This is a genomic window from Micromonospora sp. A200, assembly GCF_029893845.1.
In the GTDB taxonomy this organism is placed as follows: Bacteria; Actinomycetota; Actinomycetes; order Mycobacteriales; family Micromonosporaceae; genus Micromonospora; species Micromonospora purpureochromogenes.
Window position 1 is genome coordinate 102,791 of the sequence record NZ_JARXXY010000010.1, and the last position, 23,918, is coordinate 126,708.

At 73.8% G+C, this 23,918-nt stretch carries 18 protein-coding genes; all 18 read right to left on the reverse strand.

Features of this window, described 5'->3' with window-relative positions:
• Nucleotides 1–95: 95 nt before the first annotated feature.
• On the reverse strand, nucleotides 96–1,043 hold the full coding sequence (locus M2302_RS12275; RefSeq protein WP_280838041.1) for an ATP-binding protein: 948 nt from the start codon (nucleotides 1,041–1,043) through the stop codon (nucleotides 96–98).
• A 114-nt stretch (nucleotides 1,044–1,157) separates the two neighbouring features.
• Nucleotides 1,158–3,272, reverse strand: a complete 2,115-nt coding sequence (locus M2302_RS12280) for a ThuA domain-containing protein (protein ID WP_280838042.1) — start codon at nucleotides 3,270–3,272, stop codon at nucleotides 1,158–1,160.
• A 73-nt stretch (nucleotides 3,273–3,345) separates the two neighbouring features.
• A complete protein-coding gene (locus M2302_RS12285) occupies nucleotides 3,346–6,213 on the reverse strand; it encodes a PQQ-dependent sugar dehydrogenase (protein ID WP_280838043.1) in 2,868 nt (955 codons plus the stop codon).
• A 336-nt stretch (nucleotides 6,214–6,549) separates the two neighbouring features.
• The gene (locus tag M2302_RS12290) at nucleotides 6,550–7,617 is read right to left on the reverse strand and encodes a polyprenyl synthetase family protein (protein ID WP_280838044.1); all 1,068 of its coding nucleotides are present in this window, start codon (nucleotides 7,615–7,617) and stop codon (nucleotides 6,550–6,552) included.
• Nucleotides 7,614–9,116, reverse strand: a complete 1,503-nt coding sequence (locus tag M2302_RS12295) for an alkaline phosphatase family protein (protein ID WP_280838045.1) — start codon at nucleotides 9,114–9,116, stop codon at nucleotides 7,614–7,616. The genes M2302_RS12290 and M2302_RS12295 overlap by 4 nt, the downstream gene beginning before the upstream one ends.
• Nucleotides 9,113–10,363, reverse strand: coding sequence for a metabolite traffic protein EboE (eboE, locus tag M2302_RS12300; protein WP_280838046.1), 1,251 nt, complete (start codon nucleotides 10,361–10,363; stop codon nucleotides 9,113–9,115). Before eboE ends, M2302_RS12295 begins: the two co-directional genes overlap by 4 nt.
• On the reverse strand, nucleotides 10,363–11,217 hold the full coding sequence (locus M2302_RS12305) for a TatD family hydrolase (RefSeq protein WP_280838047.1): 855 nt from the start codon (nucleotides 11,215–11,217) through the stop codon (nucleotides 10,363–10,365). The genes eboE and M2302_RS12305 overlap by 1 nt, the downstream gene beginning before the upstream one ends.
• Nucleotides 11,218–11,817, reverse strand: a complete 600-nt coding sequence (locus tag M2302_RS12310) for an EboA domain-containing protein (RefSeq protein WP_210777278.1) — start codon at nucleotides 11,815–11,817, stop codon at nucleotides 11,218–11,220.
• A 31-nt stretch (nucleotides 11,818–11,848) separates the two neighbouring features.
• Complete coding sequence (locus M2302_RS12315) at nucleotides 11,849–12,820, reverse strand: sugar phosphate isomerase/epimerase family protein (protein WP_280838048.1); 972 nt, start codon at nucleotides 12,818–12,820, stop codon at nucleotides 11,849–11,851.
• A complete protein-coding gene (locus M2302_RS12320) occupies nucleotides 12,817–13,671 on the reverse strand; it encodes an SCO3242 family prenyltransferase (protein ID WP_280838049.1) in 855 nt (284 codons plus the stop codon). The genes M2302_RS12315 and M2302_RS12320 overlap by 4 nt, the downstream gene beginning before the upstream one ends.
• Nucleotides 13,668–14,816: an inositol-3-phosphate synthase gene (locus tag M2302_RS12325; RefSeq protein WP_280838050.1), complete on the reverse strand. Its 1,149-nt coding sequence runs from the start codon at nucleotides 14,814–14,816 to the stop codon at nucleotides 13,668–13,670. Before M2302_RS12325 ends, M2302_RS12320 begins: the two co-directional genes overlap by 4 nt.
• A gap of 510 nt (nucleotides 14,817–15,326) precedes the next feature.
• Nucleotides 15,327–16,535 carry a Gfo/Idh/MocA family oxidoreductase gene (locus M2302_RS12330; RefSeq protein ID WP_280838051.1) on the reverse strand — a complete coding sequence of 403 codons (1,209 nt, stop codon included), beginning with the start codon at nucleotides 16,533–16,535 and terminating at the stop codon, nucleotides 15,327–15,329.
• 20 nt (nucleotides 16,536–16,555) lie between these two features.
• Complete coding sequence (locus M2302_RS12335; RefSeq protein WP_280838052.1) at nucleotides 16,556–17,608, reverse strand: substrate-binding domain-containing protein; 1,053 nt, start codon at nucleotides 17,606–17,608, stop codon at nucleotides 16,556–16,558.
• Between the two features lie 120 nt (nucleotides 17,609–17,728).
• Entirely contained in the window at nucleotides 17,729–18,841 is a 1,113-nt protein-coding gene (locus M2302_RS12340; protein ID WP_280838053.1) for an ABC transporter permease, read from the reverse strand.
• 31 nt (nucleotides 18,842–18,872) lie between these two features.
• Complete coding sequence (locus M2302_RS12345; protein WP_280838118.1) at nucleotides 18,873–20,384, reverse strand: sugar ABC transporter ATP-binding protein; 1,512 nt, start codon at nucleotides 20,382–20,384, stop codon at nucleotides 18,873–18,875.
• A 180-nt stretch (nucleotides 20,385–20,564) separates the two neighbouring features.
• On the reverse strand, nucleotides 20,565–21,743 hold the full coding sequence (locus M2302_RS12350) for an ROK family protein (protein ID WP_210777284.1): 1,179 nt from the start codon (nucleotides 21,741–21,743) through the stop codon (nucleotides 20,565–20,567).
• 210 nt (nucleotides 21,744–21,953) lie between these two features.
• Nucleotides 21,954–23,039, reverse strand: a complete 1,086-nt coding sequence (locus tag M2302_RS12355; protein ID WP_280838054.1) for a YihY/virulence factor BrkB family protein — start codon at nucleotides 23,037–23,039, stop codon at nucleotides 21,954–21,956.
• A gap of 65 nt (nucleotides 23,040–23,104) precedes the next feature.
• Nucleotides 23,105–23,914, reverse strand: coding sequence for an ABC transporter permease (locus tag M2302_RS12360; RefSeq protein ID WP_280838055.1), 810 nt, complete (start codon nucleotides 23,912–23,914; stop codon nucleotides 23,105–23,107).
• Nucleotides 23,915–23,918: the final 4 nt, after the last annotated feature.

The following is a 23,918-nucleotide window of genomic DNA, read 5'->3' on the forward strand; positions in this document are numbered from 1 at the left end:
GCCTCCCGCCGGGTCACCGGCCACCTCGCGGTCGCCGCTCTCACTCTAGGACCGCCGGGACCGGCTGGGAAGGGCTCGCCACGGACCCGCGGACGTCACTCGGCCTGCTCCTCGGCGGCGGGCAGTTCGGCGCGCACCGACCAGCCGCCGTCCGGGCGGGGGCCGGCGGTGAAGGTGCCGCCGACCGCCTCGGCCCGCTCGCGCAGGTCGAGCAGGCCGAGCCCGGCGCTCGGTTCCGGCGCCGGGGACGGCTCGGCGCCGGTGTCGCGTACCTCGATGGCGACGCCGTCGGGGTCGTAGCGCAGCCGGACCGCCACCGCCGCGCCCGGCGCGTGCCGGTGCGCGTTGGTCAGCGACTCCTGGATGATCCGGTACGCCGCGACGTCGACCTCGGTGGGCAGCGGGCGGGGCTGGCCGGCCACGGTCCAGCGCACCGGCTGGCCGGTGCTGAACCCCTCCACCAGGGCGTCCAGCCGGTTCAGGCTGGGGGCCGGCTCGGTGGGCGCGGCGGTCCCCTCCGGCCGCAGGGTCCGCTCAACCCGCCGGGCCCGATCCGCCAGCACCGCCACGTACGCCCGCCGGCTGCGCACCGCGTCGCCGACGGCCACCGCGACGCCGAACCAGAGCAGCAGCACCACCACTGCCGGGTCGAGCCGGGCCACGCCGAGCGTGGCGATCGCCGCCGCGCCGACGGCCAGGGCGCCGACCAGGCCGGCCACGGCGGCGGTCCGCCGGTCGGCGCGGGTGGCGACGGTGTACGCGGCGATCGCCACGGTGAGCACCATGGGCCCCCGGGCGACCCCGGCGAGCTGCGCGAGCACCACGCTGACGGTGGTCAGGGCGAGCACCGGCAGCGGGTGGCGGCGGCGCACCGCCAGCGCACCGGAGCCGATGGCGGCGAGCAGCACCGCGGCGAGGCTGAGCGGCGCCCCGGGCGGGTTCACCGGCAGCAGGCCGGCCACGAAGAGCGCGGCGGCCAGCAGCGCGTCGACGACCGCCGGGTGCGCCCGCGCGATCCGGCGCCACTCCGCGAGCCGTCCCATGCGGTCAAGGTACGCCCACCCGCCCGGCCCCGGACGCGGCACCGCCGGGGTGCGAGGGCACCCCGGCGGCGTCGCGTGCACCGGATCGACGTGGTGGACGACCCGGTGGGTGGGTCAGGGCAGGACCCACTTCTGGCTGGCCGCGCCGTTGCAGGTCCAGAGCTGGACCGGGGTGCTGTCGGCGGAGTTGTTGCCGGCCACGTGCAGGCACTTGCCGGACTGCGGGTTACGCAGCGACCCGTCGGCCTGGGCCGCCCAGTTCTGGGCACCGCTGCCGTTGCAGGTCCAGAGCTGGATCTTGGTCCCGTCGGCCGAGCCGCCGCCGGAGACGTCCAGGCACTTGCCCAGCGCCTTGATCGTCGAGTTCGGCGTCACCGTCCAGGTCTGCGCCCCGGTGCCGTTGCAGGTGTAGAGCTGGATCTGCGTGCCGTCGGCCGTGCCGCTGCTGCGGACGTCCAGGCACTTGCCGGCCAGGCCCTTGATCGGTCCGGTGCCGCCGGTGCCGCCGCCACCGCCCCGGACCAGGGTGAAGTCGTCGACGTCGAAGAGCCCGGTGCCGGTGCCGGTGTAGGTCAGGTACAGGTTCTGGGTACCGGACGGCACCCCGGACAGTGCGGTGGTGACGTCGGCGTACGTCGTCCAGCTCCCGGTGTTGGGCACCGCGACCGAGCCGAGGACGGTGCCGGTGGTGGAGCCGGTACGCACCTGGATGGTGCCGCCGGGCCCGCCGGAGACGACCCGCGCCCTGAACGACGTCACCCCGGTCAGGTCCACCCCGTGGTACGCCGACCAGTCACCCGGGTCGATGTAGCCGAGGGTCTGCCCGCCGTTCGCGCCGGCCTTGGTGAACGGGGTGACCCCGCCGGCCGAGCTGAACGCCTCGGCCTGGACGGTGGTGTTGCCGCCCGGCGGGGTGGAGCCGAGTTCCTTGATCCGGATGTTGCGGAACGAGGCGTCGTCGCCGGTGCCGTGGTTCTGCAGGCCGATGTGCCCGGCGAGCGAGCGGACCGGGTTGGTGTTGGTGAAGTCGTTGATCTTCACGCCGTTGAGGAAGACCTGGAGCCGCTCGCCCTCGACCAGCAGCTCGTAGGTGTTCCACTCGCCCGGCGGGTTCAGCGCCGCGTCCCGGGCGGCGATGTCCGCGGACTTGAAGGTGTAGACCGCGCCGGTGGTGCGGTCGGCCGCGTCGGTGGCGTCGATCTGGATCTCGTAGCCGTTGTTCACCGCGGACCAGGGGTCGGTCGACGGCGGGAAGCCGATGAAGACCCCGGAGTTGTCGTCGCCGGCGAGCCGCCAGTCCAGCTTGAGCGAGTAGTTGGTGAACTGCTTCGCGCTGTACCAGTAGAGCCCCATCCCGCCGACCGAGGTGAGCGTGGCGTCGGCATTGGTGAAGCTGCCCGGCCCGGCCTGCGACCAGCCGGTGGTGGAACCGTTGTAGAGGGTGGTGTAGCCGGTCTCCGGCCGGCAGTCGGCCTTGGCGCGGCCGGCCGCGTAGCGGATGCCGCCGAGCAGGTGGGCCCGGAACGCCGGTTCGGCGTACGACGCCTGGGTGTGGCCACCGCCGGTGTAGAAGGCCCGGCCGCCACTGTAGGTCTTGCACCAGGAGTGCGGGTGGTCCGCGCCCATCCCGCCACCGGAGTACGACGACTCGTCCAGGGTGGCCAGCACCCGGGCGGTGGAGCGGGCGTTGGTCTGGTAGTTGTACCACTCGTCGGTGCGGGTCCAGGTCTGCGGCAGGTGTGCGCTGGCCGGGTGCGCCCGGTTCTCCACCTTGACGTTGGCCTGCTGGATGGCCGGGTGCGAGGCGAAGTACGCCCCGACCAGGTTTCCGTAGAACGACCAGCCGTACTCGGTGTCGGCGGCGGCGTGCACGCCGACGTACCCGCCGCCGGAGCCGATGTACGACTCGAAGGCGGTCTGCTGGCTGGCGTTGAGCACGTCGCCGGTGGTGTTGAGGAAGACCACCGCCTCGTACTGGGCCAGGTTGCCGGTGGTGAACGCGGCGGCGTCCTCGGTGGCGGTGACGGTGAAGCTGTTGGCCGCGCCCAGGTCGCGGATGGCCTGGGTGCCGACGGCGATGGAGTCGTGCCGGAACCCGGCGGTCTTGGAGAAGACCAGCACGTCGTACGGGGCGTCGGCGGCGGACGCCGGGGTGGCGGGGGTGGTGCAGGCGAGGACGGCGAGGACGGCGGTGGCCGCGCCGAGGACGGGACGCAGGAGTCTGCGCATGTCGCTCTCCTATCGGTGGGCGGGGGCCCCGGGCGGGCCGGCGGGCCGGGCGGGGCCCCGCGCGTTCACTCGGTTACGGCAGGGTCCACTTCTGGTTGGCGGCGCCGGTGCAGGTCCACAGGTGCACCGGGGTGCTGTCGGCGGAGTTGTTGCCCGAGACGTCGAGGCACTTGCCGGACTGCGGGTTGCGCACCGTGCCGTCGGCCTGGGCGGACCAGTTCTGCGCGCCGCTGCCGTTGCAGGTCCAGAGCTGGATCTTGGTCCCGTCGGCCGAGCCGCCGCCGGAGACGTCCAGGCACTTGCCCAGCGCCTTGATCGTCGAGTTCGGCGTCACCGTCCAGGTCTGCGCCCCGGTGCCGTTGCAGGTGTAGAGCTGGATCTGGGTGCCGTCGGCGGTGGCGGCGTTGCGGACGTCCAGGCACTTGCCGGCGAGCCCGACCACCGGCCCGGTGCGCACCGTCGCGCCCGTGGTGAAGGTGAACGCGTCGACGTCGTAGAGCGCCCCGGTGCCCGACCCGGCGAAGGTCAGGTAGAGCGTCGTGGTGCCCGCCGGCGCCCCGGAGATCGCGCCGGTGACCGTGGTGAAGGAGTCCCAGGCGCCGGTGACCGGCACCGTGGCGGAGCCGAGCACCGTGCCGGTGGCCGACCCGGCCCGGACCTGGAGGGTGCCGCCCGCCCCGGCCGAGGAGACCCGGGCGCTGAACGAGGCGACGCCGCCCAGCTGGTACGGCTGGAAGGCGATCCAGTCCCCGTTGTTGATGTCGCCGACGGTCTTGCCGCCCTCGGCGGTCGCCTTGTCGAAGGTGTTGATGCCGGACGAGGTCTTGAAGTGCTCGGCCTGCCGGTGCCGGGGCTGGAGGGTGTGCTGGGTGTGCGTGGTCAGCCCGCCCGCGTCGGTGTACTCGGCGTCGAAGATGGCGAAGATGTTCGCCGCGTCGTCGTGCTCACCGTCGACCGGGATGGCGATCGAACCGGAGCAGCCGGTCTTCGAGGTGATCTGGTGGCCGTGCTGGTCGTGGCCGAGCACGTAGGTCATCTTGACCTTGGTGCAGTCGATCGTGCCGTCCTCGGGGTCGGTGACGGTGATGCTGAAGGGCACCGTGTCGCCGTAGGAGAAGAGCTTGCCGTTGCCGGGGCTGTTGATCGTCACGGTCGGGGCGGTGTTGCCGACGCTGATCAGCACGCTGGCGCTGCCGGTGGCGTTCTGCGGGTCCTTCACCGTGAGCGTGGCGGTGTACGTCCCGTTGGTGGTGTAGGTCTTCGACGGGTTGGCGGCGGTGGAGGTGGTGCCGTCGCCGAAGTTCCACGCGTACGTCAGCGCCCCGCCCTCCGGGTCCGACGATCCGGCCGAGGAGAAGGTGACGGTCAACGGGGCGGCGCCGGAGGTCTTGTTGGCGGTCGCCTTCGCCGTCGGCGCCCGGTTGCCGCCGCCGATGTGGTCGAAGCGGTAGAGCGCCGAGTTGGCGTCGCCGTTGAAGTAGCCGGTGCCGTAGTCGAGGACGTAGTACGCGCCGTCCGGGCCGAAGGCGGAGTCCATCACCTGCTTGCCGGTCCACGGGAAGCTGTCGATGGTGCCGCGGGAGCCGTCGGTGTTGACGTGGATCGGCTTGATCCAGCCACGGCCGAACTCGGTGGCGAAGAACTGCCCGTCGAAGGACTGCGGGAACTTGGTGGTCGACGTCGACGACGCGTTGTAGCGGTAGACCGGGCCGGCCATCGGGGACTCGGAGCCGCCGCCGAACTCGGGCGGGCTGCCGGCGTCGCCGGCGTACCGGATCCAGGCCGGCTTGGCCGCGGGCAGCGTGCTCTGGCCGGTGTTGCGGAACGAGTTGTTGGTGGGGCCGCCGGTGCAGTTGTACTTGGCGCCCCCGGTGCCGGTGGCGAAGTCCCACTCGTTGTAGGTCTCGGTGCTGGTGTTGGTGCCGGTGCAGTACGGCCAGCCGTAGTTGCCCGGCGCGGTGACCCGGTTGAACTCGACCTGGCCGGAGGGGCCCCGGGTGGCCGAGGTGGTGCCGGCGTCGGGGCCGTAGTCGCCGACGTAGACGATCCCGGTGGCCTTGTCGACGCTCATCCGGAACGGGTTGCGGAAGCCCATCGCGTAGATCTCGGGCCGGCTCCTCGCGGTGCCGACCGGGAAGAGGTTGCCGGACGGGATCGAGTAAGAGCCGTTGGCGTTCACCTTGATCCGGAGGATCTTGCCGCGCAGGTCGTTGGTGTTGCCGGCGCTGCGCTGCGCGTCGTACCCGGGGTTGCGGTTGGTCCGTTCGTCCAGCGGGGCGTAGCCGGCGGAGTCGAACGGGTTGGTGTCGTCCCCGGTGGACAGGTAGAGGTTGCCGGCGGGGTCGAAGTCGATGTCGCCGCCGACGTGGCAGCACAGCCCCCGGTCGGCGGGTACGTCCAGCACGTCGACCTTGCTGGCCTGGTTCACGGTGAAGTCGGCGTTGAGGGCGAACCGGGACAGCCGGTTGACGCCCTGCCAGGCGGAGAAGTCGCTGCCGGTGGCCGGCGCGTCGCCGGCGGGGGTGGACAGCGGCGGGGCGTAGTAGAGGTAGATGTGCCGGTTGGTGGCGAAGTTCGGGTCGACGCCGACGCCCTGCAACCCCTCCTCGTCGTGGGTGTAGACCGACAGGGTGCCGATCACCGAGGTGGTGCCGTTGGCGTCGGTGCGCCGCAGGGTGCCGTTGCGGGCGGTGTGCAGGACCGAGCGGTCCGGCAGCACGGCCAGGGACATCGGCTCGCCCGTCTCGGCGACGCCGCGGGCCAGCTCGACCTGCTGGAAGTCGGTGGCGGTGATGACGTGGGCGGCGGCCGGGGCGGGGCCGCCGAGGGCGGTCGGGCCGGCCGTGACGCCGACGGTGCCGACGGCCGCCACCAGGAGCAGGGCGGACGCGGCGGAGGACCATCGTGGGGAGCGGTGGGTGGGTGCGTCCTTCATGGACATTCTGTGCTGTCCCTTCCTGACGAGTGACTGCCAGGGTGGGGCGCGCGCCGTCGCGCCGGTGCCGGGTACGGGGATGCGGCAGGGCCGTCCGGGCGGCGCCGGACCGGCCGTGACCACCGGTCGGGGCGGGGGACCGCGCGCCCGGGGGCCACCAGTCGATGGGTTACCGCGCCGCCGGTTCACCTCGACGAAACATGTTCGTGATGCCACGAACATTAAGGCTTGTGAATTTGTCTGTCCATACCTTCTGCCCCATGGAAGCGAACTTTCGTTCAATCGGCTGAAAGCTCGCGGGCATGGCGAGGAAAGGCCCCGGCGGGCCCCGGCGCGCCGACGTCAGCTCCGGCGGTGCACCGCCTGGTCGCCCAGCGCGGCCAGCGCCGCCAGGGCCGGCTCCGCCAGCGGCAGCCGGTCCAGCGCCGCCCGGGCGGCGTCCGCCCGCAGCACGATCAGCCGCTCGATCTGCTCCCGGGCCCCGGTCGCCTCGATGATCGCGCGCAGCTCGGCCGCGCCGTCGGCGTCCAGGCCGGGATTGCCGAACAGGTCGCGCAGCCGGGCGCTCTGCACCCGGTCGGCGGCGTCGCGGGCCAGCGCCATCATCACCGTCGGCTTTCCCTCGCGCAGGTCGTCCAGGACGGACTTGCCGGTCACCGCCGGGTCACCGAAGACGCCGAGCACGTCGTCACGGAGCTGGAACGCGTCGCCGAGCGGGTCGCCGAAGTCGGTGAGCGCGGCCACCAGCTCCGGCTCCGCGCCGGCCAGCGCCGCGCCGATCTGCAACGGGCGGGTGACCGTGTACCGGGCGGCCTTCATCCGGATCACGGTGAGCGCGCTGGCCACCGAGCCGTCCCCGACACCGGAGACCAGGTCCAGGTACTCCCCCGCGATCACCTCGGTCCGCATCCGGGCGAAGACCGCGTACCCCCGGCAGACCTGCGCGGTGCTCAACCCGCACTCGTGGAACATCTGGTCCGACCAGGCGGCGCAGAGGTCCCCGCAGAGCAGCGCGGTGTTGCGCCCGTACGCCTCCGGGTCGCCGCGCCAGGCGGACCGGGTGTGCAGGTCGGCGAAGAGCCGGTGCACCGACGGCGCACCCCGGCGGCGGTCGCTGCCGTCGAGGATGTCGTCGTGGATCAGGGCGAACGCGTGGAACAACTCCAGCGCCGCCGCGGCGACCACGATCGGCCGGTCGTCCCCGCCGCCGGCGCCGCGCCAGCCCCAGTAGCAGAACAGCGGGCGCAACCGCTTGCCGCCGGCCAGCACGAAGCGGTGCAGGGCGGCGAAGATGCCGCGCGGCGCGCCGTCCGGCCAGTCCGGCCCCTGCCGGTCCAGGAAGGCCATCAGTTCGGCGTCGAAGCGCGCCCGCAGCCCGCTGGTGTCGGTCGGGGGCGCGGTGACGGTCACCGCCGCTCCCCCGGCCCCGTTGGCGGTCCGGCCGGACCGGGCGGTCGCCCGGAAACACCCGACGACGCCACGGCGGGCCGGGACGGCACCGGCGCCCCACCGGCCGGGGCGGACGGCGGGGCCAGCCCGGCCAGCTCCAGCAGCAGTGCCTTCACCTCGGTGGCCGCGAGCCGGTCCCGGGCGGCGGCCGGGTCGGAGCAGAGCAGCACCGGGGCGTCCGCCGGGTCGGCGGGCAGCCGACCGTGCGAGCCCCGGACCGCCCGCGCCCCGGCGTCGAGGCCGACCACGCTCATCAGGTACCGCATGCCCAGCTTCTTGCGGGCCAGCGCGACCGCCGCCCGGCGCTTCGCCGCCCCGGGCGCGGCCGGGTCGAAGAAGAGCTCCGCCGGGTCGTACCCGGGTTTGCGGTGGATCTCGACGAGCCGGGCGAAGTCCGGGGCGCGGGCGTCGTCCAGCCAGTAGTAGTACGTGAACCAGGCGTCCGGCTCGGCCACCAGCACCAGCTCGCCGGCGCGCGGATGGTCCAGCCCGGCCGCCGCCTTGCCGTCGGCGTCGAGCACCTCGGCCACCCCGGGCAGGCCGGCGCAGAGCTTCGCCACCGCCGGCACGTCGGCCGGGTCGCGGACGTAGACGTGGGCCACCTGGTGGTCGGCGACGGCGAAGGCCCGCGACGTCCACGGGTCCAGGTACTCCATCCCGGCCTGGGTGTAGACCCGCAGCAGCCCCTCGGCGCGCAGCAGCCGGTTGACGTCCACCGGCCGGGAGACGTCGGTGATGCCGTACTCCGACAGCGCCACCACGGTCGCGTCCCGCGCGCGGGCGGCGTCCAGCAGCGGGCCCAGCACCGCGTCCAGCTCCGCCGCCGCGGCGGCGGCCCGGGGCGAGGACGGGCCGAAGCGTTGCAGGTCGTAGTCGAGGTGCGGGACGTAGACCAGGGTGAGGTCCGGGGCGTGGTCGGCGAGGATCCGCTCGGCGGCCCGGCAGATCCACGCCGAGGAGGGCAGCCCGGCGCCGGGCCCCCAGTAGGTGAAGAGCGGAAAGGTGCCCAGCGCGTCGGTGAGCGCGTCGTGCAGCTCCGGCGGGTCCGTCCAGCAGTCCGGCTCCTTGCGACCGTCAGCGTGGTAGACCGGGCGGGGGGTGACCGTCCAGTTCACGTCCGCGCCCATCGCGTACCACCAGCAGACGTTGGCCACCGTGTAGCCCGGTTCGGCCCGGCGGGCGGCCTGCCAGAGCTTCTCCCCGCCGACCAGCGCGTGGTGCTGCCGCCACAGCAGCACCTCGCCGAGGTCGCGGAAGTACCAGCCGTTGCCCACGATCCCGTGCCCGGCCGGGAGCTCCCCGGTGAGCAGGGTCGCCTGCGCCGAGCAGGTCACCGCGGGCAGCACCGTGCCCAGGCCGGCGGCGAACCCCTCGTCGGCGACCGCGCGCAGCCGGGGCATGTGCGCCAGCAGCCGCGGGGTCAACCCGACCACGTCCAGCACCACCAGTCGACGGCTCATGCCGGCACCTCGGAATGTCGGTCAGCCACTCGTTCGCTCATCGTCGTACCCCTCCGGTCGTCGGGACGGGACTCCCCCGCCGGTGTCAGGCCGAGCGCGACCAGCTCGTCGCGGGCGAAGGCCAGCTCGGCGGCGATGCCGGCGGCCAGCTCCGCGTCGGTGCGCGGCCGGCGCGCCGCCGGCAGCACCCCCCACGTGTACGTCTCGACGTCGAGGTGGTCGCAGCCGGCGGCGGGACCGGCGAAGAGCTCGGCCAGCGCGGTACGCAGCACCGGCACGGTCGAGGTCAGCGGTGGTTCGGGCGGGGCGTGCAGCGGCACGTGGTAGTGCACCCGCCACGGTCCCGGCGGCCGCCCGGCCAGCGCGCCGTCCAGGTCGTCGGCGGCGTACGCCGGGTCAGCCGGGTCGGCGGCGTGGGCGGTGCCGGCGGCCCGGGTCTGGTGCAGGAAGCGGGGCTCCACCCAGCGCGCCAGCGCGTCGGCGGCGGTCGGCGGGTGGGCGGCCTCCAGGGCGGCGGAGACCTGCACCTTCACCACCGGGAGCCCGGCGGCGCGCAGCCCGGCCAGCGCCTCGGCGGGCTCCTCCCAGGCGCAGGCGAGGTGCGCCAGGTCCAGGCAGACGCCGAGCCGGTCGGTGTCCACGCCGGCCAGCGCGGTGACCGCCTGCCCGGTGCGCTCGACCACGCAGCCCGGCTCCGGCTCGAAGCCGACCCGCACCGGGCGGCCGGTGTCCCGTTCGATCGCGGCGAGCCCGGCCGCGAGGTCGTCCAGCCGGCGGCGGGCGGCGTCGGCGCGGTCGGCGTCCCAGGGCTGCCGCCAGGCCAGCGGCAGGGTGGAGACCGAGCCCCGGGCCGCGTCGTCGGGGAGCAGGTCGGCCAGGACCCGGGCCAGGTGGAGGGTGTAGCGCAGCCGGGCGTCGCTGGTCCAGTCCGGACGGTAGACCGCGCCCTTGACCACGGGTGCCTGGAACGCCGCGTACGGGAAGCCGTTGAGGGTGACCACCTCCAGCCCGCGACGGGTCAGCTCGGCGCGCAGCCGGCGCCGGGCGGCTGGGTCGGCGGCCAGCTCGGCGGCGACCGGCGCGGCCAGCCAGAGGCCGAGCCCGAGCAGGTCGGCGCCGAGCGCCTCGCGCACCGGCTCGGCGTGGGTCCGCAGTTGGGCGAGGATGCCGGCGGCGTCCTCGGCGGGGTGCACGTTGGTGCAGTAGCCGAGGTGGACGGTGCTGCCGTCGGCGTGCCGCAGCCGCATCAGTCGCCGCCGCGCAGGATCGAGTTCCCGGCGAAGGTCCCGGCCGACGCGGCGTCCAGGTCGGTCAGGTCGAGCCGGCCGGACTGCCCGTAGAACTCCACCGGGTTGCGCCAGAGCACCCGGTCGACGTCGTCGTCGGTGAACCCGGCCAGCAGCATCGCCTCGCCGGTGGCCCGGGTCAGCAGCGGGTCCGAGCGCCCCCAGTCGGCGGCGGAGTTGACCAGCACCCGCTCCGGCCCGTACGTCCGCAGCAGCTCCACCATCCGGGGCGGGGACATCTTGGTGTCCGGGTAGATGGAGAAGCCCTGCCAGCAGCCGGTGTCCCGGACCAGTTTGACGGTGATCTCGTTGAGGTGGTCCAGCACCACCCGGCCCGGGTCGATGCCGGACTCGGCGACCACGGCGAGGCTGCGCTCGACGCCCCGGGCCTTGTCCCGGTGCGGGGTGTGCACCAGCGCCGGCAGGTCGTGCGCCACGGCCAGGGCCAGCTGGGCGGCGAACGCCTCGTCCTCCTGCGGGGTCATCGAGTCGTACCCGATCTCGCCGACCGCCACCACGGTGTCCTTCTCCAGGTAGCGCGGGAGCAGGTCGAGCACCGGCCGGCAGCGCGGGTCGTTGGCCTCCTTCGGGTTGAGTGCGACGGTGGCGTGGTGCCGGACGCCGAACTGCCCGGCCCGGAACGGCTCCCACCCGATCAGCGAGTCGAAGTAGTCGGCGAAGGAGGCGGGGCTGGTGCGGGGCTGCCCCAGCCAGAACGCCGGCTCCACCACCGCGCGGACCCCGGCGGCGGCCATCCGCTCGTAGTCGTCGGTGGTCCGCGACGTCATGTGGATGTGCGGGTCGAAGATGCGCATTCACGCCTCCCTGATGGTGAGCCGGTCGAGCAGGTCGGTGGCGTCGGCGGGCAGTTCCCGGCCGGCGGCGTGCCGCTCCGCGGCGAGCGCGGCGAGCATCGCGGCCAGCTCGCCGTCGGCGCGGCGGTCCAGGTCGGCCACGACGGCCAGCGGCACGCCGGCGAAGACGCACTTGAGCACCGCCTGCCGCCAGGACGCCGGGTCCAGGTGCCGGGCGTACGGGCCGAGGGCGGCGGCCACCAGCCGGGTGTCGTTGGTGCGGATCGCGTCGTGCAGCAGCGGCACCCCGGCGGCGCCGACGGGCAGCAGCGGCAGGGCCTTGAGCACGGCCCGCTTCTCGGCGGCGTCGCCGTGCCGGTACAGCGCCTCGGCGTGCCTGGCGTGGTCGGCGGGCAGTGCGGTGAGCAGCAGCGCGCGGGCCGCCTCGTCGGCGGTCCAGCCCGGCGCGCCGGCCAGGTCGCCCCGACCGCAGTGCCGGCCGGCGGCCGGGAAGAACCGCGCGATCGTCGCGGGTTCGGCCGCGACGCGGCGCAGCGCCGCCGCCAGCCAGTCGGGATCGGGTACGCCCTCGAGCGCGGCCCGCAGTCGATCCGGTGTCATCCGTCTCTCCTCCCCTGGTGCTGGTCGGTGTCTAGGCCACCTCGGTCGCCCGGTGCGACAGGTCGGTCGGGGCGGCCCCGGCGGCGCGGCCCGCCTCGGCGGCGGCGCGCAGGAAGTCGATGGACCGGGCGGCGACGGTGGGCGCGGCGTGCGAGTGCCGGGGCAGCTCCACCGCCACCAGCCCCCGGTAGCCGGCGTCGGTGAGGGCGCGCAGCACCGGCGGGAAGTCGATCTCGCCGGTGCCGAACTCCAGGTGTTCGTGCACGCCCCGGCGCATGTCGTCGATCTGTACGTTGACCAGGTGGGCGGCCACCTGGTGGACGCACTCGGGCACCGGGCGCGGCTCCAGGCAGCGGCAGTGTCCGATGTCGAGGGTGATACCGAAGCGCGCCGGGTCGCCGAGGGCCTGCCGCAGCCGCCGCCAGCCGGCGATGTCCTCGACGAGCATCCCGGGTTCCGGCTCGAAGCCGAGGGTCATCCCGGCGCGGTCCGCGGCGTCGAGCACCGTGGCGCAGCCGGCGACCAGCCGGTCCCAGGCGACGGCCGGCGGTACGGCGTCGGGGCGGACGCCGGCCCAGAAGGAGACCGCCTCCGCGCCGAGGTCGGCGCCGATCCGGACCGCCCGGGTGAGGAAGTCGATCCGCCGGGCCGGCTCGTCGTGCAGCAGCGTCGGCGCGTGCTTGTGCCAGGGGTCGAGCAGGTAGCGGGCCCCGGTCTCGACGACCACGGCGAGGCCGAGCGAGTCGAGCCGGCGGGCCACCTCGTCGACCCGGCGGGCCAGCCCGGGCGCGAACGGGTCGAGGTGGTCGTGGTCGAGGGTGAGCGCGACGCCCTGGTAACCCAGCTCGGCGATGACCGCGACGGCGTCGTCCAGCCGGTGGTTGGCGAAGCCGTTGGTGCCGTAGCCGAACCGCGGCCCCGCCCCGGCCCGGTGCTCCCGGCCGACCGGGTCAGGGGTCGGCCGCGGCGGCGGGGCCGGCGGGTGGGGCTGCCGGCTGGTCATGTCGGGGAGATCCTGCGGGCCAGCCGGCGGCCCAGCGGCGCGGCGGCCGCCACGGCCAGGCCGAGCAGGCCGGCACCGGCCCGGGCGGTGAGCGCGCCCTGCAACGCCGGCAGCCCGGTGATCCCGGCGCCGACCGCCGCCCGTACCCGGCCGGCGGACGGGTCGGCCGCCACCCGGGCCTGCGCCCCGCCGTACCGGGCGGCGTACCAGCCGGCCAGCGCGACGGGCAGCACGGCGGCGGGGGCCGTCGGGCGGCGGGCGGCGGCGATCGCGACCAGGGCGGTGCCGGCGAGGGTACGCAGCGGCAGCGCGGTGTCCGCGCCGGCCACCTCGCGCCGGGAGAGCGCGGTGACGGTGACGGTGTGCGCGGCGACGGTGAGCGCCGCCGGCAGCGCCCGGACCGGCCGCCCGCCGGTCGCGCCGAGCAGCACGTCCAACCCCCGGCAGGCGGCCATCACGGCCGGGCCGGCGGCGGTGTTCTTCGCCGCCAGGTCGTACCCCCAGATCGTCGCGGCGAGCGGGATCGCGACGGCGGCGGCCCGCCGGCCGCCCGTGACGGCGGCCAGGCCCAGGCCGGCGGCGGTCAGGCCGGCGGCGAGACCGAGCGCGGCGGCGGGCGAGACCCGGCCGCTGGGGATCGGCCGCTCGGGGCGTTCGACCGCGTCCAGCCGGCGGTCGGCCCAGTCGTTGGCGGCCATCCCGGCCCAGTACAGCAGCACCGACGCGCCGGCCAGCCCGGCGGTACGCGGACCGAGCGCCCCGGCCGCGGCGGCGCCGGCGACCACGTCACCCGGTACGGAGAGCGCGGCCGGCGCCCGGACCAGCTCGGCCAGGTCGCCCAGCGTGCTCATGCCGTCGCCTCGGCGTGCAGCCGCCCGGTGAACTCGACCAGCCGCTGCCACTGCTCGGCCAGCGAGTGGGTGGGTGAGCCGAGCGGGTCCTTGAAGAAGAACGCCAGGTCGGTCAAGGGGCCGACCCGGCCGGCGGCGTGCGCGGCGGCGGTGAGCCGGGCCAGGTCGAGCACGAGCGGGGCGGCGAGCGCGGAGTCGCAGCCGTGCCAGCTGAACTCCATCCGCATGCCGGTGCCGAGGAAGCCGGTGAAGGTGATCAGGTCCCAGGCGGTCTTGAAGTCGCCCAGCTCCTCGACGTACTCGATGCGGGTGCCGCCCTGCGGCAGGTAGCCGAGGGTCTCGCCGAGGACCCGCTGCTTGCTGCTCACCTTGGCGGCGTTGGCGGCCGGGTCGGCCAGGGTGGCGCCGTCGCCGCCGCCGAGCAGGTTGGTCCCGGACCAGGAGCGCACGGCCAGGTGCCGCATCGCGAACATCGGCGCGAGCACCGACTTGACCAGCGTCTCCCCGGTCTTGCCGTCGTGCCCGGCGTACGGCAGGCCGCGCGCGACGGCCAGCTCGGCCAGCGCCGGCAGCCGCAGCCCGGTGGACGGGGTGAAGTCGACGTACGGGCAGCCGGCCTCGACGGCGGCGTACGCGTAGAGCGAGCTGGGCGGCAGCACCTCGTCGGGGCCGGCGAGCGCGGCCCGCAGGGCGGCCGGGTCGGCGTGCCCGGGGTGCGGCCGGGCGGCCGGTTCGGTGGCGGAGACGTCGACCATCACCACCCGGTCCAGCCGGTGCCGTTGGCGGAACGCGGTGAGGTCGGCAACGACGGCGGCGGCCCGGTCGGCCTGGGTGCCGCCGGTCGGGGCGGGTCGCAGGTCCTCCTCGACGGCGGTCAGCTCGGCGGCGAGGGTGGCGGCCAGCCGGCCGGGCAGCACGCCCGCGTCGGCGAGCGTCTCGGCCCGCTTGGTCAGCGGGGTGGTGGCCAGGTCGTGGCCGCCGAAGAACAGGTCGGCGAAGGTGGGCAGGGCCGGCCCGCGCAGCGCGGGCAGCTCGGTGACGCAACCGGTCGGCGCGGTGAGCCCGGCCCGCAGGGCGAGACCGCCGACGATGCTGGTGGTCGCGACCGAACCGCGCGCCCCCACCAGCCAGACACCCGTACGCATGGTGCTCCTTCCGTCCGGAGGAACCGCCCTTGCATTTAGCAAAATCAATATCAGATCGTGCGCTGGAAAGACACCGTTCCGCCGGGGCCCCGTCCGCCCGGACGTCCGGGGTGGGACCGGGCCGCGGCGGCGACGTCGGCGGCGCGACGCCGGACCCGGTACCCCGCACGGCGTGCGGACGGGGCTGGCAGGCAGGGTCGGTCGGCGTCTCGGCCCTGCCTCCCCCGTATCCGGTCGACGGGCGGCGGCGCGGCCCGCGACCGGACGTGTGGTGGTGGCGGCCCGGGCCCGGCCGGTTGGCGGCCGGGCGTGCTGCGGGTCGCCGGGACGGTGGTGGCGGTCCTCCGGTGCGGCCGGGGAATCCCGGTCCGGCCGCACCGGACGACCGTCGTACGCGTGCGCCGCCGGCCGTGGTGGCCGGGGCGGCACGCCCTCCGGTGCCGATCCCGTCCCGCCCGCGGGGCGCAACCGCGGTCGGGTCCTCGCCGGTCGGCGCCGGAGGTGGCCTGGTCAGACGGGGAGCGCGGCCAGCGCGGGCTCCACCTCCGTCCACCGGGAGCCCAGCTCCGCCGACCGGGTCACCGCGTCCAGCACCAGCTGGACCTGCAACGCGTCGGCGAAGGAGGGCGTCGGGTCGGCGCCGGTCGCGACCGCCTCGACGAAGTCGCGCATCTGGTGGGTGAAGGAGTGCTCGTAGCCGATGATGTGCCCCGGCGGCCACCAGGCCGACAGGTACGGATGCTCGGACTCGGTCACCAGGATGCGGGTGAAGCCCTGCTCGGCCGTGGGCCGGGTGGCGTCGTAGAACTCCAGCTCGTTGAGGCGTTCCAGGTCGAAGGCGACGGTGCCGAGCGACCCGTTGATCTCCACCCGGAGGGCGTTCTTGCGACCGGTGGCGAACCGGCTCGCCTCGTACGTGGCCAGCGCCCCGTCGTCCAGCCGGGCGACGAAGACCGCCGCGTCGTCGACGGTGACCGCACCGGTGGCCCGGCCGTTGCCGTCGGCCTGCGCGGCCAGGCCGCTCGACCCGCCCGGCAACGGCCGTTCCTTGACGAACGTCTCGGTCACCGCGCTGACCCCGGTGATCCGCTGGCCCGTGACGTACTGGGTCAGGTCGATGATGTGCGCGCCGATGTCACCGAGCGCGCCGGAGCCCGCCCTGTCCTTCTGCAACCGCCACACCAGCGGGAACTGCGGGTCGACGATCCAGTCCTGGAGGTACGCCGCCCGGACGTGCCGCAGCACCCCGAGCCGGCCCTCGGCGACGAGCTGCCGCATCAGGGCGACCGCGGGCACCCGGCGGTAGTTGAACCCGCACATCGACCGTACCCCCGCGGCCTGGGCGGTGGCCGCGGCAGCGGTCATCTCCCGGGCCTCGGCCACCGTGTTGGCCAGCGGCTTCTCGCAGATGACGTGCTTGCCGGCGGCGAGCGCGGCGAGCGCGATCTCGGCGTGGCTGTCCCCCGGTGTGCAGATGTCGACCACGTCGATGTCGTCCGAGGCGACCAGGTCCCGCCAGTCGGTGCTGTACGCGTCCCAGCCGAGCCGGTCGGCCGCGGCGGCGACCTTCCCGGCGTCCCGGCCGCAGATCGTCGCCATCCGGACCCGCGCCGGCAACTCGAACACCCGGTTCACGGTGCGCCACGCCTGCGAGTGCGCCGCGCCCATGAACTCGTAGCCGACCATGCCGACCCGCAGTTCGCTGTGCTGTGTGGACAAGGTGGGTCTCCCCCCGTGTGTCAGAACCCGAGCTTGAGGTAGTTGCCCGCGTTCTCCTTGGTGATCGTCTCGGAGGCGAGCACGATCTCCTTGGGCACCTGGAGTTCCACCAGGTCGGACATGCCCTTGCCCTGGCCGATCAGGCGGGCCAGCGAGATGGCCGAGGAGGCCATCGACGGGCTGTAGGTGACGGTGGCCTTGAGCACCGTGTTGTCGGACTGGATGTCCTCCATTGCCTTCTTCGAGCCGGCGCCGCCGACCATGAAGAACTCCTTGCGGTTGGCCTGGTTGACCGCCGCGAGGACGCCGATGCCCTGGTCGTCGTCGTGGTTCCAGAGGGCGTCCATCTTCGGCAGTGCCTGGAACAGCCCGGTTGCGGCCTGCTGGCCGGAGTCGGCGGTGAACTCGGCCGGTCGGCGGTTGGCCACCTTCAGACCGTTCGCCGCGAGGGTGTCGGCGAAGCCCTTCGACCGCTCCTGGGTCAGCTCCAGCGAGTCGATGCCGGGGATCTCGCCGATGACCGGGTTGCTCACGCCCTTGGCCTTGAGCTGCTCGACGATGTACGTGGCCGCGGCCACGCCCATGCCGTAGTTGTCACCCTTGATCTGGAGCCGGTAGGCGCGGGCGTCCGGGAAGGCACGGTCCAGGTTGACCACCGGGATGCCGGACTTCATCGCCTCCAGGCCGAAGGCGTTGAGTTCCTTGCCGTCGTGCGGCAGCAGCACGATGACGTCGGGCTTCTGCGAGATCAGCGTGGACAGCGCCGCCCGCTGCGCCGCCGCGTCCGCGCCGGCCTCGACGGACTTGAACTCCACGTCCGAGTACGCCTGGGCCTGCGCCTTGGCGTTGTTGGTGATGGCGGCGATCCAGCCGTGGTCGGCGGCCGGGGCGGAGAAGCCGAGGACCACCTTCTTGCCCGGCTCGGCGTTGCCGCCGGTCGCGGCGGCCTTGGTCTGCGCGGCGGTGGGCTCGGTCTCGTTGCTGGTGCAGCCGGCGAGGAGCACGCCGGCGCCGACGGCGGCCCCGCCGAACAGCAACCGGCGGCGGGACAGGTCACGACTGTGCTGGGTCATGACGACCTCCAAAGTGACGGTGATGGGGCGAAAGAGGGTGTGCGGATCCCGGCCACCGTCGTCAGGTGGCCGCCGAGATGCGGTGTGTCGTGAGGAGGGCGGCGCGCCGCGCCGCGGCGGTCAGGCGGTGGTGGCCCGGTTGCGGCCGAAGAACTGGGTGAGGCTACGGAACTGCACCTGCTGGACCAGGACGGCCGCCACGATGATGCCGCCCTTGACCATGTTCTGGGCCTCGGTGGAGAGGCCGTTGATGGCGAAGAGGTTGGTGATCGTCGAGAAGATGATCACGCCGAGCAGGGAGCCGACGATCGTCCCCCGCCCGCCGCTGAGCAGCGTGCCACCGATGATCGCGGCGGCGATCGCGTCCAGCTCGTAGAGGTTGGCCATCGCCGCCTGGGCCGAGTTGGCCTGGGCGGTGAGCATGATGGCGGCGATGCCGCAGCACAGCCCGGACAGCGCGTACAGCAGCACGGTGTGCCGCCGGACGTTGATGCCGGCCAGGCGGGCCGCCTCCGGGTTGCCGCCGACCGCGACCGTACGCCGGCCGAAGGTGGTGCGGTTGAGCAGCACCCAGCCGGCCGCGACGACCGCGGCGAGGATGTAGACCAGCAGCGGGATGCCGAGCAGTTTGTTGGCGGCGATCCCGTTGATGAAGGTGTTGTTCGAGACCTGGGTCTGCTTGTCGGAGATCTCCGCGGCCAGACCGCGGGCCGCGACCAGCATCGCCAGCGTGGCGATGAACGGAACCAGCCGGCCGTACGAGATGAGCACCCCGTTGACCAGGCCGACGGCCAACCCGACGACCAGCGCCGAGAAGATCATGCCGCCGGCGCCGTAGCTCTGGGTGGCGACCGTGGTACACCAGACCCCGGCGAGCGCGACGATCGCGCCGACGGAGAGGTCGATGCCCCCACCGATGATCACGAAGGTCATCCCGACGGTCACCACGCCGACCACCGAGGCCAGCTTGAGGATGGTGAGGGTGTTGTCCCACACCCAGTCCGGGTTCGAGTAAAGGTCCGAGCGGGTGGCGGCGCCGATCACGACCAGCACCACCAGCACCGCGATCAGGCCGAGGTTGCGCTTCGCGCCCTCGCCGCCGTCGCCGTGCCACCAGGACAGCCGGCCCGGCGCGGCGGCCTTGTTGGTCACCGCCGCCGTCTCCGCCGGGTCGACCGGCGGGGACTGCGCCGGCAGCTCCGCCCGGCTCTCGGGCGTCGCGGTCTCGCTCATGCCGCCACCTCGCTCCGCTGTGTGCGCTCGTTCATGCGGGCGCGCCTTCCATCAGAGACCCCGCCATGACGAGGTCGAGCACGGTGTTCTCGTCCAGTTCGCCGGCCGGTGCCTCGCGCACCATCCGGCCCTCGCGCATGACCAGCACCCGGTCGGCCAGGCCGAGCACCTCGGGCACCTCGCTGGAGACCAGCAGCACCCCGACACCCTGCGCGGCCAGGTCGCGGATCACCCGGTAGAGCTCGGCCCGGGCGCCCACGTCCACCCCGCGGGTGGGTTCGTCGAGCAGCAGCAGCCGGGTGTCGCCGAGCAGCCAGCGCCCGACCACCACCTTCTGCTGGTTGCCGCCGGAGAGCGTGCGCACCGGGCGGCGTACGTCCCGGGGCCGGAGCTGGAGGCGGTCGGCGATCCGCTCCGCCTCGTCACGCTCGCGGCCGGCGTCGGTGAACCCGAGGCGGGCGTACCGGCTGAAGGTGGCCAGCGTGACGTTGCGGTGGATCGGCTCGCCGAGCAGCAGCGCCTGGCTCTTGCGCTCCTCGGGCGCCATCCCCATGCCGGCCCGGACGGCCGCTCCGACGCTGCCCGGGCGCAGCGCCCGGCCGTCCACGTGGACGGTGCCGGTCTCCGCGCGGCGGGCGCCGAAGATGGTCTCCAGCAGCTCGGACCGGCCGGAGCCGACCAGCCCGGCGATGCCGACGATCTCGCCGGCCCGCACGCGCAGGGAGACGTCGGCGAACTCGCCCGCGCGGCCGAGCCCGTCGACCCGCAGCAGTTCCGCGCCGGTGTCGGTGCCGGCCGGGCGGTCCGGGAAGACGTACTCGATGGTGCGGCCGGTCATCTTCGAGACCAGGTCGCGGGTCGGGGTCTCGCGGGCCGGCAGGTTCGCCGCCGTGGTCCGGCCGTCCTTGAGTACGGTCACCCGGTCGCCGATCTCGCGGATCTCCTCCAACCGGTGCGAGATGTAGATGACCGCGATGCCCTGCGCGGTGAGCTCCCGGATGATCCGGAACAGGTTGCCCACCTCGTCGTGGGCCAGCACCGCGCTCGGCTCGTCCATGATGATCAGTCGCGCCTCGTGGGAGAGCGCCCGGGCCATGCTGACCACCTGCTTGCCGGCGGCCGGCAGGGCGCGGACCATCCGGCCGGGCGGGATCTCGCCGTGGCCGAGCCGGCTCAGGATCTCCCGGGTCCGGCGGGCCATCTGCCCGCGCCGGACGAAGCCGAGCCGGCGCGGCTCGTGCCCGAGGAAGGCGTTCTCCGCCACCGACAGGTCCTCGACCAGGTCGAGTTCCTGGTAGATGGTGGCGATCCCGGCGCGCATGGCGGCCTGCGGGTCGGCGAAGGCGGCGGGCTGGCCGCGCCACTCGACGTGCCCCGAGTCCGGCCGGTGCACCCCGGCGAGCACCTTGATCAGGGTGGACTTGCCGGCGCCGTTCTGCCCGAGCAGGCAGTGCACCTCGCCGGCCCGCACCTCCAGCTGCACCCCGTCCAGCGCCCGTACGCCGGGGAAGGTCTTCACCACGTCGGTGAGGCGCAGGACCACCTCGCCCGCGACGGTGTCGGCGGGCGGGGTGACCAGCGGAGCCGTCCCGCCCTCGGCCGCACTCACCGGGCCACCTCAGTTCGCGACTGCGGGGCTCGCAGACCCGGCTCACTCCTCGCGCTCACCGGGCCACCTCAGTTCGCGACTGCGGGGCTCGCAGACCCGGCTCACTCCTCGCGCTCACGATGCCTCCCCGAAGGCGACGTCGCTTGCCAGCACCGCGGCGCCGGCGACGCCGGCGCGGGGGCCCAGCTCGGACAGGACGACCGGCAGGTTGCCGGTGGCCAGTGGCAGCGACCGGCGGTAGACCACGCTGCGGATCTCGGCGAGCAGGATGTGGCCGAGCTGGGCCAGTCCGCCGCCGATCACGATCATCGAGGGGTTGGTGAAGCTGACCAGGCCGGCCAGCACCTGGCCGACCCGCCGGCCGCCGTCGCGGATCAGCTGGATGCAGGTGACGTCGCCCTCGACCGCACTCTCGGCGACGTCCCGGGCGGTGACCACGCCCCGGGCGGCGAGCCGTTCGGCGAGCGCCGGGGAGGTGCCGGCCCGGGCGGCGGCGACGGCCTCGCGGGCCAGGGCGGCCCCGCTGAACACCGCCTCCAGGCAGCCGACGTTGCCGCAGGAGCAGACCGCGCCGTGCGCGTCGACCTGGATGTGGCCGATGTCGCCGGCGCAGCCGTCGGTGCCCCGGTAGACCTCGCCGCTGAGGTAGATCCCGCACCCTATGCCGGTGCCGATCTTGACGAACAGGAAGTCGTCGATCGAGTGGGCGACCCCGCCGTGCCGTTCCCCGATCGCCATGATGTTGACGTCGTTGTCGACCACCGCCGGGCAGCCGTGTTCGCGGGTGAGCAGCTCACGGACGGGGAACCGGTCCCAGCCGGGCATGATGGGCGGCGAGACGGGCACCCCGTCGCGGAAGCTCACCGGCCCGGGAACGCCCACGCCGACGCCGTCCAGCTTCTCGTACGCCCCGTCCACCCGGGCCTTGTGCAGCAGCTCGTTGACCCGGTGCAGGATCACCTTCGGTCCGGAGCGGATGTCGGCCGGCTCGGCGTACGCGGCGACCGGCTCCAGCCGGCCGTTGACCACCTCGACGTCGATCGAGCTGGCGCCGAGGTCGACGGCGGCGAAGCGCAACCGGGGGTCCAGCTCGACCAGGGTCGAGCGGCGCCCGCCCCGGGAGGCGGCCAGTCCCGCCTCGGCCACCAGGCCCAGTCCCACCAGCCGCTCCAGCTCGGCCAGCAGCCGGGGCCGGGGCATCTGGAGGCGGTCACCCAGCTCGGCCCGGGACGCCGGCCCCGCGTCGCGGAGCAGCCGCAACAGCCGTAGGTGCAGGGGTTCTACCGTCCGCACGGGATCCACCTCCGCGTCGGTGTTCACATCGATGTGACGTCGATGTGTTGTGTCCGACACAGTAGGAGCCTTCCGTGCCTCCTGTCCATAGCTTCGGTCAATCCGCCGCCAACTTTTGTCCGTTAGGACAAAAGCTATAAGTGGATCAAGAAAAGGTCGACCCCGTCGCGCCGGACGCGACGGGGTCGACCTGGGGCCTGCCGGAAGGGGCTAGCGCTCCCCGGCGGCGTTGCGCTTCTTCTTGAGCTTGCGGTCGTCGCGCAGCTCGACGTAGGGCTCCTCCTCCGGCGAGTGACCGGCCGAGATGGCCCGGCCGCGCTCCAGCTCCGCGTCGAACTCGGCGCCGAGCAGGATGGCGATGTTGCTCAGCCACAGCCAGACCAGGAAGATGATCACGCCGGCCAGCGCGCCGTAGGTCTTGTTGTAGGATGCGAAGTTGCTGACGTACAGGGCGAAGAGGCCGGAGATCACCAGCCAGATCACCACGGCCAGCACCCCGCCCGGGCTCACCCAGCGGAAGCCGCCGTGCCGGGCGTTCGGCGAGGCCCAGTAGAGGATCGCGAACATCAGGCTGACCAGGAGCAGCAGCACCGGCCACTTGGCGATGTTCCACACCGTCACTGCGGTGGAGCCCAACCCGATCGCGCTCCCGACCTGCTCGGCGAGGCCGCCGGTGAAGACCACGATCACCGCGCAGGCCAGCAGCATCACGCCGATCACGGCGGTCACCGCGAGCCGGATCGGCAGCGTCTTCCAGATCGGCCGCCCCTCGGGCACGTCGTAGATGGTGTTCGAGGCGCGCATGAAGGCGGCGATGTAGCCGGAGGCGGACCAGAAGGCCACGAGCAGACCGACGATCGCGGCGATGCTGGCCAGCCCGCCCGAGGCGCCCGCCTGCTCGATGGCGCCCTCGATGATCTTCCGGATGTTCTCCTCCGGCACCGCCTGGTTGACGGTGTCCTTGACTCCCTGGGTGGCGCGGTCGCCGAGCAGGCCGAGCAGGGAGATCAGCACCAGCAGCCCGGGGAAGATGGAGAGCACCCCGTAGTAGGTCAGCGCGGCGGCCAAGTCGGTGAGGCTGTCGTCCTGGAACTCCTTGACGGTGCGCTTCAGGGCCGCCACCCAGCCGGAGCCGGGCAGCTCGGCCGGGCTGTCCGGGCCCTCGTCGGGGCCGACCGGCCGGCTGCCGCGCGGGTTACGGCCCCCCGGGTCGCTCGAACGGGACCCGGCCGCGGTCGCGGTGTTCTGGTCGTCGCGGTCGCGCCCGGCCCGGGCGGACGTGTCGTCGGAGGCCATCGCCCCTCCTCGTGGTCAACGGTTGTCACCCCCGACATGCCCCGGGAAAGGCAGCCGTTAACCCTTTACTTGTAGAGCAGGCCCACCATCCGCCGGGACGCCACGGCCAGCCCGAGCCCGGTCAGCGCCAGCAGGTAGAGCAGGTCCAGCAGCCACAGCCAACCGGACCCGCCGACACAGATGTCCCGGATCAGGTGCACCGAGCGGTAGAGCGGGGTCACCTCCACCACCCAGCGCAGCAGCGCAGGGTAGTCCTCGGCCGGCACGAAGGTGCCCGAGAAGAGGAAGAGGGTGAACTGCGCCGAGCCCATCAGGTCGAAGTCCTGCCAGCTGCGCATGAAGGTCGCCAGCGCCATGCCGATAGCGCCGAAGGTGAAGCCGACCAGCACCGCCGCCGGGAACGCCAACAACGCCCGCCCCACGGAGGTCAGGTCCATCGCCACCATCACCGCGAGGAACGCCGCCGAGTAGGCCGAGCCGCGCACCATCGCCCACCCCAGCTCCCCGAGCGCGATCTCGAAGGGCCGCACCGGGGTGGCGATGATCCCGTCGTAGAGCTTGAGGTACTTCATCTTGCCGAAGAAGTTGAAGGTGGTTTCGGCCAGCGCCCCCGTCATCGCCGAGGAGGCGAGCATGGCCGGGGCGACGAACGCGGCGTACTCCACCACCCGGCCGTCGGGCAGGGTGAGCCCGTCGATCAGCTGGCCCACCCCGACCCCGATGGAGAACAGGTAGAGCACCGGCTCGACGAACCCGGAGAGCAGCAGCAGCCAGTAGACCGACTTGAGCGCCGCCACGTTGCGCTCGACCACCGCGGCCGACCGGCGCGACGTGCCGGAGACGTCGAGCAGCCGGGGCAGGACGAGAGTGACCACGCGA